The following is a 7,795-nucleotide window of genomic DNA, read 5'->3' as shown; positions in this document are numbered from 1 at the left end:
ATCATCACAACGGGTAAGTGCGGCTGGAGTACTTTGATCTCTGCAAGTGTTTCGATGCCGGACATACCAGGCATGTTTTCGTCGAGGAACACGATATCAAAAGGTTCACCTTTGAGCAGATCAAGCGCTTCGTCTCCGTTGTTGGAAGTGGTTACCAAATACCCTTTTTGCTCAAGAAAAATAATGTGTGGTTTCAACAATTCAATCTCATCATCCGCCCACAAAATTTTGATTTTATCCATAAGATCAGTTCTGATTAATTTTAGTTTATTTTTGCTCCGTCAAAGCTATCTTATTAACAGGCTTTTACAAAATTTTATTTTGACAGGTCGAATTTAATTAGTGTCAGGAAGAAATTTCTTATCGTTGAAAATCAGTGAATACCCCAACCCTAAAGGGAGCACTGATTTTCAACGGTTTACTCCCTTTTCCCGTAGGGATCCCTTTGGGAAGGGTGGGGCAAATAAACCGTTGAAAATCAAATTTTAGGAGTTTTTCTTATCAGCATTTAATTCGGCCTGAAATGGCCAAAAACAGTGAAATTAAAGACCTTATGCCAATCACCGGAGGCAATAAAAAAAAGATACTCAACGATCCTGTTTATGGGTTCATCAGCATTCCCGACGAGTTGATTTTCGATCTGATCGAGCATCCCTGGTTTCAACGGTTGCGCCGGATCAAACAGCTTGGGCTCACCCATCTTGTTTATCCCGGAGCGCTACATACAAGGTTTCATCATGCCATTGGCGCCACTCACCTGATGCAACAGGCTTTGGATGTGCTTACCTCAAAAGGTCATGAAATCAGCCGGCAGGAGTCGCTTGGTGCACTTACGGCTATCCTGCTGCACGACATGGGACATGGGCCTTACTCGCACACCCTCGAAAAGGCCATCATCGAAGATTTGCATCATGAAGAACTGTCTCTCCTTTTCATGCAGGGGTTGGAGAAACAATTTGGTGAAATTACTGGAATCGCGATCTCGATTTTTACAGACAGTTATCCCAAAAAATATTTGCACCAGCTGGTTTCCAGTCAATTGGATACCGACCGGCTCGATTTTCTGAAGCGCGACAGCTTTTTCACCGGTGTTTCCGAAGGGGTGATCAACTCCGACCGGATTATCACCATGCTTGACGTGGTGAATGACAACCTGGTGGTGGAAGCCAAAGGAATTTATTCGGTGGAAAAATTCCTGGTCGCCCGCCGGTTGATGTACTGGCAGGTTTACTTGCATAAGACGGTACTCGCAGCAGAGCAAATGTTACTGCAAATCATCCGCAGGGCAAAATTCCTTTCTGCTCAGGGTGTTGATCTTTTTGCAACCACCCCTCTTAATTTCTTCCTAAAAGAACGGGTGAAAAAGGATGACTTTCTGATCACTCCGCAATTGTTGGATTTATTTGCAAGAATTGACGACTTCGATATTTTTACCGCAATCAAAGAGTGGACTGGCAGTAGCGACAAAGTGCTGTCTTTGCTTTGCAAAAGCCTGGTTAACCGCCACCTTTTCAGAACCGAAATCCGCACGCAGCCTATCCCTTATGAGGAAATTGCCGGGCGGAAGGATTTGGTGGCCAAACATTTTTCGCTAACTAAGGATGAGGCTGAATACTTCGTTTTTGCTGATATTGCCAAAAACAGTGCTTACGATCCAACCCATGAACGGATCAGCATTTATTTCCGCGACGGACGTTTACAGGACATTTCGGAGGTTTCTGACCATCTAACAGCAGAAGTGTTATCCAAAACGGTAAAAAAATACTTTATTTGCTATCCCAAATCTCCTTTTACAGGGGAAGAGGTTTTCGTTTGAATTCCATCGATAATTTAAATTAAAATAAAGATTTTCAATCATTTGTATTTTAATCGTTAATCCCGTTTTCCTATGATTTTTAAAGCTAAAGAAATTGCCCAGTTGCTCAATGGTATTGTTGATGGTGATGAAAGTGCTGCCGTCAGCCAACTTGCCAAGATCGAAGAGGGGGTGCCCGGTTCTCTGTCGTTTTTATCCAATCCCAAGTACACTCCGCACATTTATCAATCGCAGGCCAGCATTGTGATCGTGGCCAAAAGTTTCATTCCAGAGCATCCGGTGAAACCAACACTTATCAGGGTGGACGATCCTTACACAGCCTTCGCAAAGCTGCTGGAACTTTACAATCAGATCAAACTCAACAAAACCGGAGTTTCGGAACAAGCCTACATTTCGCCATCAGCTAAAGTTGGTAAAGATGTTTACATCGGACCTTTTGCGTTTGTGGGCGACAACGCACAGATTGGAGATCACGCTAAAATCTATCCGCAAAGTTATGTTGGAGATAATACTAAGATTGGATCAAATACCACCTTGTTTGCCGGCGTCAAAATCTATTCGGATAATATCATTGGTAATCACTGCACATTGCATGCTGGGGTGGTGATCGGCGCCGACGGGTTTGGTTTTGCCCCCCAGGCGGACAACAATTACCTGAAAATTGCCCAGATTGGCAATGTAATCATCGAAGACCATGTTGAAATTGGCGCCAACACAACGATTGACCGCGCCACGCTTGGATCGACCATTATCCGCAAGGGAGTTAAACTGGATAACCTGATACAGATCGCCCATAATGTGGAAATAGGTGAAAACACAGTAATGGCTGCTCAATCGGGTGTTGCAGGGTCAAGTAAAGTTGGCCGTAATTGTATGATCGCTGCACAGGTAGGAATAACCGGACACATTACTATTGGAAATAATGTAAAAATAGCCGGCCAGTCAGGAATAAGCTCCAGCCTGAAGGACGACTCTGTTGTGTTTGGATCGCCCGCGTTTGATGCCGCCAAATACAAGAAAGCCTACATCCATTTCCGTAATCTTCAAAAGATTGTGGACAAAGTGGATGAATTGGAAAAGAAGTTGAAAGCCTTAGAGGAGAATAAATAGTTGGAATAAGAAAATAGTAAGCCAATTACAAACTGATGTATGCAGATCGAAAGCGGTCTCTAACACCCCCTCTGTTGTCGAAGAAGCAAATTATCCGTTGAATAACAACAATTTGCCTTTACTTTTTGCCCCAATTGAAATATTTTTACTTTTGCAGGCTGTATCATAAATATCTTTTCACCGATGAAGCAACGAACGCTTAAAGTCCCGGTTACCATTTCCGGAGCAGGATTACATACAGGGAAAATGGTTAACCTGACTTTTAAACCTGCACCTGAAAATCATGGTTTCGTTTTTAAACGTACTGACCTCGAAGGACAGCCAGTAATAGAAGCCCTGGCTGACTATGTAACCGATACAACCAGAGGGACAAGCCTTGTGAAAAACGGAGTCAGAGTGCAAACCGTTGAACATGTCCTGGCCTCACTTACAGGCCTCCAGATAGACAACTGCCTCATCGAACTTGACGGACAGGAACCTCCAATCACTGATGGAAGTGGAAAGTTCTTCACCGAAGCACTTCAAAATGTCGGATTTGTTGAACAACAAGCGAACAAAGAATACCTCGTAATTGATGAGGTCATTACCTACAAAGACCCCATACAAAATATTGAATTCATTGCCATACCGGCTGACAAATACAAAGTGACCACACTGATCGACTTTGAAACCAAGGTGTTGGGAACTCAACATGCCGTGATGGAGCAAATTGAAGATTATGCCACGCAAATTGCACCCTGTCGCACATTTGTTTTCCTTCACGAGCTTGAGTTTCTGCTTAATAATAACCTGGTGAAAGGTGGCGACCTGAGCAACGCCATCGTTTTTGTTAACAAAGCCGTGACACAGCAAGAACTCGACCGCCTGGCCAAACTTTTCAACAAACCATCGGTTGCTGTTAAATCTGAGGGCATCCTTAATAACCTCGACCTCCATTTCACGAATGAGCCGGCCCGTCACAAACTGCTCGATGTTATCGGCGATCTTTCATTAGTCGGGAAACCCATTAAAGGACATATCATTGCAACCAGGCCAGGGCACGGTCCCAATGCTGAGTTTGCAAAAATTCTCCGGAAGCATTTATTAAAAGCCACTTCTGTTGAGCGTATCCCTAAATACGACCCTGAAAAACCTGTCCTTTTCGAAATTAAGGACATCATGCGGCTCCTCCCCCATCGTCCGCCATTCCTCCTCATCGACAAGATACTCGAAATGAGTAGTAGCCACGTGATTGGGTTGAAAAACGTGACCATGAATGAGGCATTCTTTGTGGGTCATTTCCCCGATGAACCGGTGATGCCTGGTGTACTTCAGATTGAAGCTATGGCACAAACAGGAGGAATCCTGGTGTTGAGCACTGTTCCCGACCCTGAAAATTATCTTACATTTTTTCTGAAAATTGATGATGTGAAGTTTCGTCACAAAGTAGTTCCGGGCGACACGATCATTTTCAGTTTAAGCCTTATAGCACCCATCCGGAGGGGACTCTGCCATATGAAAGGTGTTGCATACGTGGGAAATAAAATAGTCATGGAAGCAGTAATGCTTGCTCAAATCAGTAAAAAAGTTAGTTAAACATGAATCAACCTTTAGCATACGTACATCCACAGGCCAAAGTGGCCAAAAATGTGGTTATCGAACCTTTTGTCAATATCGAGAAAAACGTTGAGATTGATGAGGGTACCTGGATCGGATCAAATGTTACCATCATGGAGGGAGCACGGATCGGTAAAAACTGCCGTATTTTCCCGGGTGCTGTAATATCGGCCGTTCCGCAGGACCTGAAATTTGCCGGTGAAGACACCATTGTTAAAATCGGAGACAACACTACGGTAAGGGAATTTGTCACGATCAACCGCGGCACCAAAGCCAACATCGAGACGGTGATTGGCAATAATTGCCTGCTGATGGCTTACGTTCATATAGCCCACGATTGTATTATCGGGAACAACGTAATTTTGGCCAATGCAGCCATGCTGGCCGGTCACATTACCATCGACGACTGGTCGATCATCGGGGGGATGTCAGCCGTTCACCAGTTTGTGCAGATCGGCGCTCATGCCTTCATTTCAGGGGGTGCACTGGTGCGAAAAGATGTTCCACCATTTACCAAGGCTGCACGCGAACCCCTTGCATACGTTGGAATCAACTCAATCGGGTTGCGTCGCAGAGGATTCTCCAACGAACGCATCAACGCCATTCAGGATATCTACAGAATCATGTATCTCAAAGGGTATAACATTTCGCAGGCCGTGGCTATTGTCGAAGCAGAAGTGCCGGCAACAACCGACAGGGATGAAATCCTTTCGTTTATCAGCAGATCCACACGCGGGCTGATGAAGGGTTACGGCAAGGTTGACCGGCGCAACGGCTAACAATCTTTTTATCCTTTTCCACAAACCCAGATCGATGTAAATTTTTGAATAATTTTGCAAAAAATTTCAATTAAACTATTTAGTAATTTTTATGGCAACAACCGCAGACTTTAAAAACGGACTCGTACTCAACCACAACGGAGACCTCTTCTCCATCGTCGAATTTCAACATGTGAAACCCGGCAAAGGCGGGGCTTTTGTAAGAACAAAGCTGAGAAACGTAAAGACCGGAAAGGTAATTCCCCATACTTTCAATGCAGGGGTAAAAATTGACATTCAGCGTGTTGAACGCAGACCCTACCAGTTTTTATACAAAGACGGTGCTGAATATCATTTCATGAACACCCAAAATTATGAGCAGACTTTTTTTGATGAAGTATTGATCAATGCACCTCAGTTCCTGAAAGATGGCCAGGAGGTGGAAGTTTTGTTCCATGCCGAAACTGAAACTGTGCTTTCGTGTGAATTACCGGCTTATGTTGATTTATTGGTCACTTATACCGAGCCCGGCGACAAAGGCAATACTGCCACCAACGCACTGAAAGAGGCTACTGTTGAAACCGGCGCCATTGTGAGGGTTCCGCTTTTTATTAACGAAGGGGAAACCATCAAGGTGGACACCCGTTCGGGTGATTACTCCGAAAGGGTAAAAACATAGCAATCACAACCTATTCAAGCACAGGCATCAGATTTCCTGTGCTTTTTTTTAAATCCATAAACAGAAAACGATGTTTTTTCCACAGCCGCTCACCCTTCAGCAGGTTGCCGAATTTGTAAATGCACAGTTCAAAGGCGACCCAACCCACGTTGTTATTGGCATCAACGAAATACACATGGTCGAACCTGGTGATCTTACTTTTGTGGATCATCCAAAGTATTACAACAAAGCACTCAACTCCAAAGCGACAACTATTATCATCAACAAAGATGTGGATTGCCCTGAAGGAAAAGGGTTGGTGATTTGCGATGATCCCTTTGCTGCTTATGTTTCGCTGGTCAAAAAATTCAGGTCGTTCGAGCCTTGTTACGCACAGGTTAGTCCGTCAGCATTGATTGGCGAAGGGACGGTGATCCAGCCGAATTCCTTTGTCGGAAATCATGTGGTGATTGGAAAAAACTGTATCATCCATTCCGGAGTAGCCATCTATGACCACTGTGTGATTGGTGACGATGTAATTATACATTCCAACAGTGTTCTTGGCGCCGATGCTTACTACTTCCAGCGCAAGCCGGCAGGTTATCGCAAACTTGAATCATGCGGAAGAGTGGTTCTTGGTAATCGTGTTGAAATTGGTGCTTTGTGCTCCATTGACAGGGGTGTTTCCGGGGACACTGTGATTGATGACGGAACCAAAATGGATAACCACTGCCAGGTGGGACACGATACCTATATCGGTAAAAATTGTCTGATTGGCGCTCATGCCGCAATTGCCGGCGTTACCCGGATTGAAGATGATGTGATCCTCTGGGGAAGGGTTTCAGTGAACAAAGACCTGGTGATTGGCAAAGGCGCCGTGGTGCTGGCCATGTCGGGTATCGACAAATCGATCGAAGGCGACGGAAGAATCTATTTCGGGGCGCCTGCCGACGACGCCCGCAGAAAATGGCGTGAAATGGCCGCCCTCAGACAACTCCCTGAACTATTAAAGGATCTTCAGTCAAGGTAGTAAAAAGCGACAAATTTCTTATTCTTCAATTCACCCCGTGAATGTTACCAAACACCCACCAAACCTGAAACTAGTGTGGGCTTTGCAAATGATTCACGGGGTGAATGATCTCTGCAGAATATTATACCCTGAAAATAAGGTAATCCCGAGGGGATCCCTACGGGATAAGGTTGAAAAGCCTGATGGTTGCTCAATCCTACTAAGGTTTGAGGATGCAAATAAGGTTTTCAATTTTTCGGGTCATTTTTCGGAGAAGGAAAACCTTATACTCGAAAAAAAACCTTAGTAGAGAGGATGTTTTGTAAAAATCAACCTTATCCCGTAGGGATCCCCTCGGGATTACCTTATTGGTGGACCTAGCAGGTGGTTCAAGGGTGAATAAAGAAATAACCGTGGGTCATTGTAATGAATTTTAGTTATTACTTTTGGTCATTAAAGCTCGGGGTTGCCATCCCCTCCTCCAACCCAAAGCTGGCGCAGCGGGGTTTGCTTACCGGTTTAACAATTCACCCCGTGAATGTTACCAAACCCCCACTAAACCTCAAACTGCAGTGGCTTTTGCAAGCAACTCACGGGGTGAATGTTTTAAATTGGCGGGTGTGGTATTGTTGACGAGGTAAAAAGAGCAAAGACTTAAAGCAGGCCGCTTGTTGGAATGGAGTTTTATTATTTTTGCAACCTTTAATCTTGTCATGGAGGGATGAATGAAGAAGACCAAAATTCCACACACTTACGTCATTGTCTTTTCGATTGTCGTTTTCTCGGCGGTATTAACCTGGTTTATTCCGGGTGGTGAGTTTGACCGTCATACAGTGACAGTGGGCGAA

The 7,795-nt window shown here is 44.6% G+C and carries 8 protein-coding genes; 7 read left to right on the top strand and 1 reads right to left on the bottom strand.

The window, feature by feature from the left end; all coding sequences use genetic code 11:
- On the bottom strand, nt 1-242 hold a 242-nt coding region (locus IH598_06875; GenBank protein MBE0638223.1), incomplete at its 3' end, for a response regulator.
- Nucleotides 243-553: 311 nt separating this feature from the next.
- On the opposite strand from IH598_06875, the gene IH598_06870 reads away from it, so the two are divergent.
- The 7 genes from IH598_06870 to IH598_06840 form a co-directional block, all read left to right on the top strand.
- A complete protein-coding gene (locus IH598_06870) occupies nt 554-1,816 on the top strand; it encodes an HD domain-containing protein (GenBank protein MBE0638222.1) in 1,263 nt (420 codons plus the stop codon).
- Between the two features lie 72 nt (nt 1,817-1,888).
- Nucleotides 1,889-2,926 (top strand): UDP-3-O-(3-hydroxymyristoyl)glucosamine N-acyltransferase, encoded by a 1,038-nt coding sequence (gene lpxD, locus IH598_06865; protein MBE0638221.1) that lies wholly within the window; start codon nt 1,889-1,891, stop codon nt 2,924-2,926.
- Nucleotides 2,927-3,109: 183 nt separating this feature from the next.
- Nucleotides 3,110-4,501, top strand: coding sequence for a bifunctional UDP-3-O-[3-hydroxymyristoyl] N-acetylglucosamine deacetylase/3-hydroxyacyl-ACP dehydratase (locus tag IH598_06860; protein MBE0638220.1), 1,392 nt, complete (start codon nt 3,110-3,112; stop codon nt 4,499-4,501).
- Between the two features lie 2 nt (nt 4,502-4,503).
- Nucleotides 4,504-5,301 (top strand): acyl-ACP--UDP-N-acetylglucosamine O-acyltransferase, encoded by a 798-nt coding sequence (lpxA, locus tag IH598_06855; GenBank protein MBE0638219.1) that lies wholly within the window; start codon nt 4,504-4,506, stop codon nt 5,299-5,301.
- Nucleotides 5,302-5,392: 91 nt separating this feature from the next.
- Nucleotides 5,393-5,959: an elongation factor P gene (gene efp / locus IH598_06850; GenBank protein ID MBE0638218.1), complete on the top strand. Its 567-nt coding sequence runs from the start codon at nt 5,393-5,395 to the stop codon at nt 5,957-5,959.
- Between the two features lie 70 nt (nt 5,960-6,029).
- Nucleotides 6,030-6,968 carry a UDP-3-O-(3-hydroxymyristoyl)glucosamine N-acyltransferase gene (locus IH598_06845; GenBank protein MBE0638217.1) on the top strand — a complete coding sequence of 313 codons (939 nt, stop codon included), beginning with the start codon at nt 6,030-6,032 and terminating at the stop codon, nt 6,966-6,968.
- Between the two features lie 704 nt (nt 6,969-7,672).
- Nucleotides 7,673-7,795, top strand: a 123-nt coding sequence (locus IH598_06840; GenBank protein MBE0638216.1) for a hypothetical protein, incomplete at its 3' end; no start/stop codon positions are given.

Source organism: Bacteroidales bacterium (assembly GCA_014860585.1).
Classification (GTDB): Bacteria; Bacteroidota; Bacteroidia; order Bacteroidales; family 4484-276; genus RZYY01.
This window is presented reverse-complemented; position numbering and strand designations above follow the sequence as displayed.

Coding starts and splice junctions, on each gene's coding strand:
- IH598_06845 (MBE0638217.1), top strand. CDS start 6,030: ATGTTTTTTCCACAGCCGCTCACCCTTCAGCAGGTTGCCGAATTTGTA.
- IH598_06860 (MBE0638220.1), top strand. CDS start 3,110: ATGAAGCAACGAACGCTTAAAGTCCCGGTTACCATTTCCGGAGCAGGA.
- lpxA (MBE0638219.1), top strand. CDS start 4,504: ATGAATCAACCTTTAGCATACGTACATCCACAGGCCAAAGTGGCCAAA.
- efp (MBE0638218.1), top strand. CDS start 5,393: ATGGCAACAACCGCAGACTTTAAAAACGGACTCGTACTCAACCACAAC.
- IH598_06870 (MBE0638222.1), top strand. CDS start 554: ATGCCAATCACCGGAGGCAATAAAAAAAAGATACTCAACGATCCTGTT.
- lpxD (MBE0638221.1), top strand. CDS start 1,889: ATGATTTTTAAAGCTAAAGAAATTGCCCAGTTGCTCAATGGTATTGTT.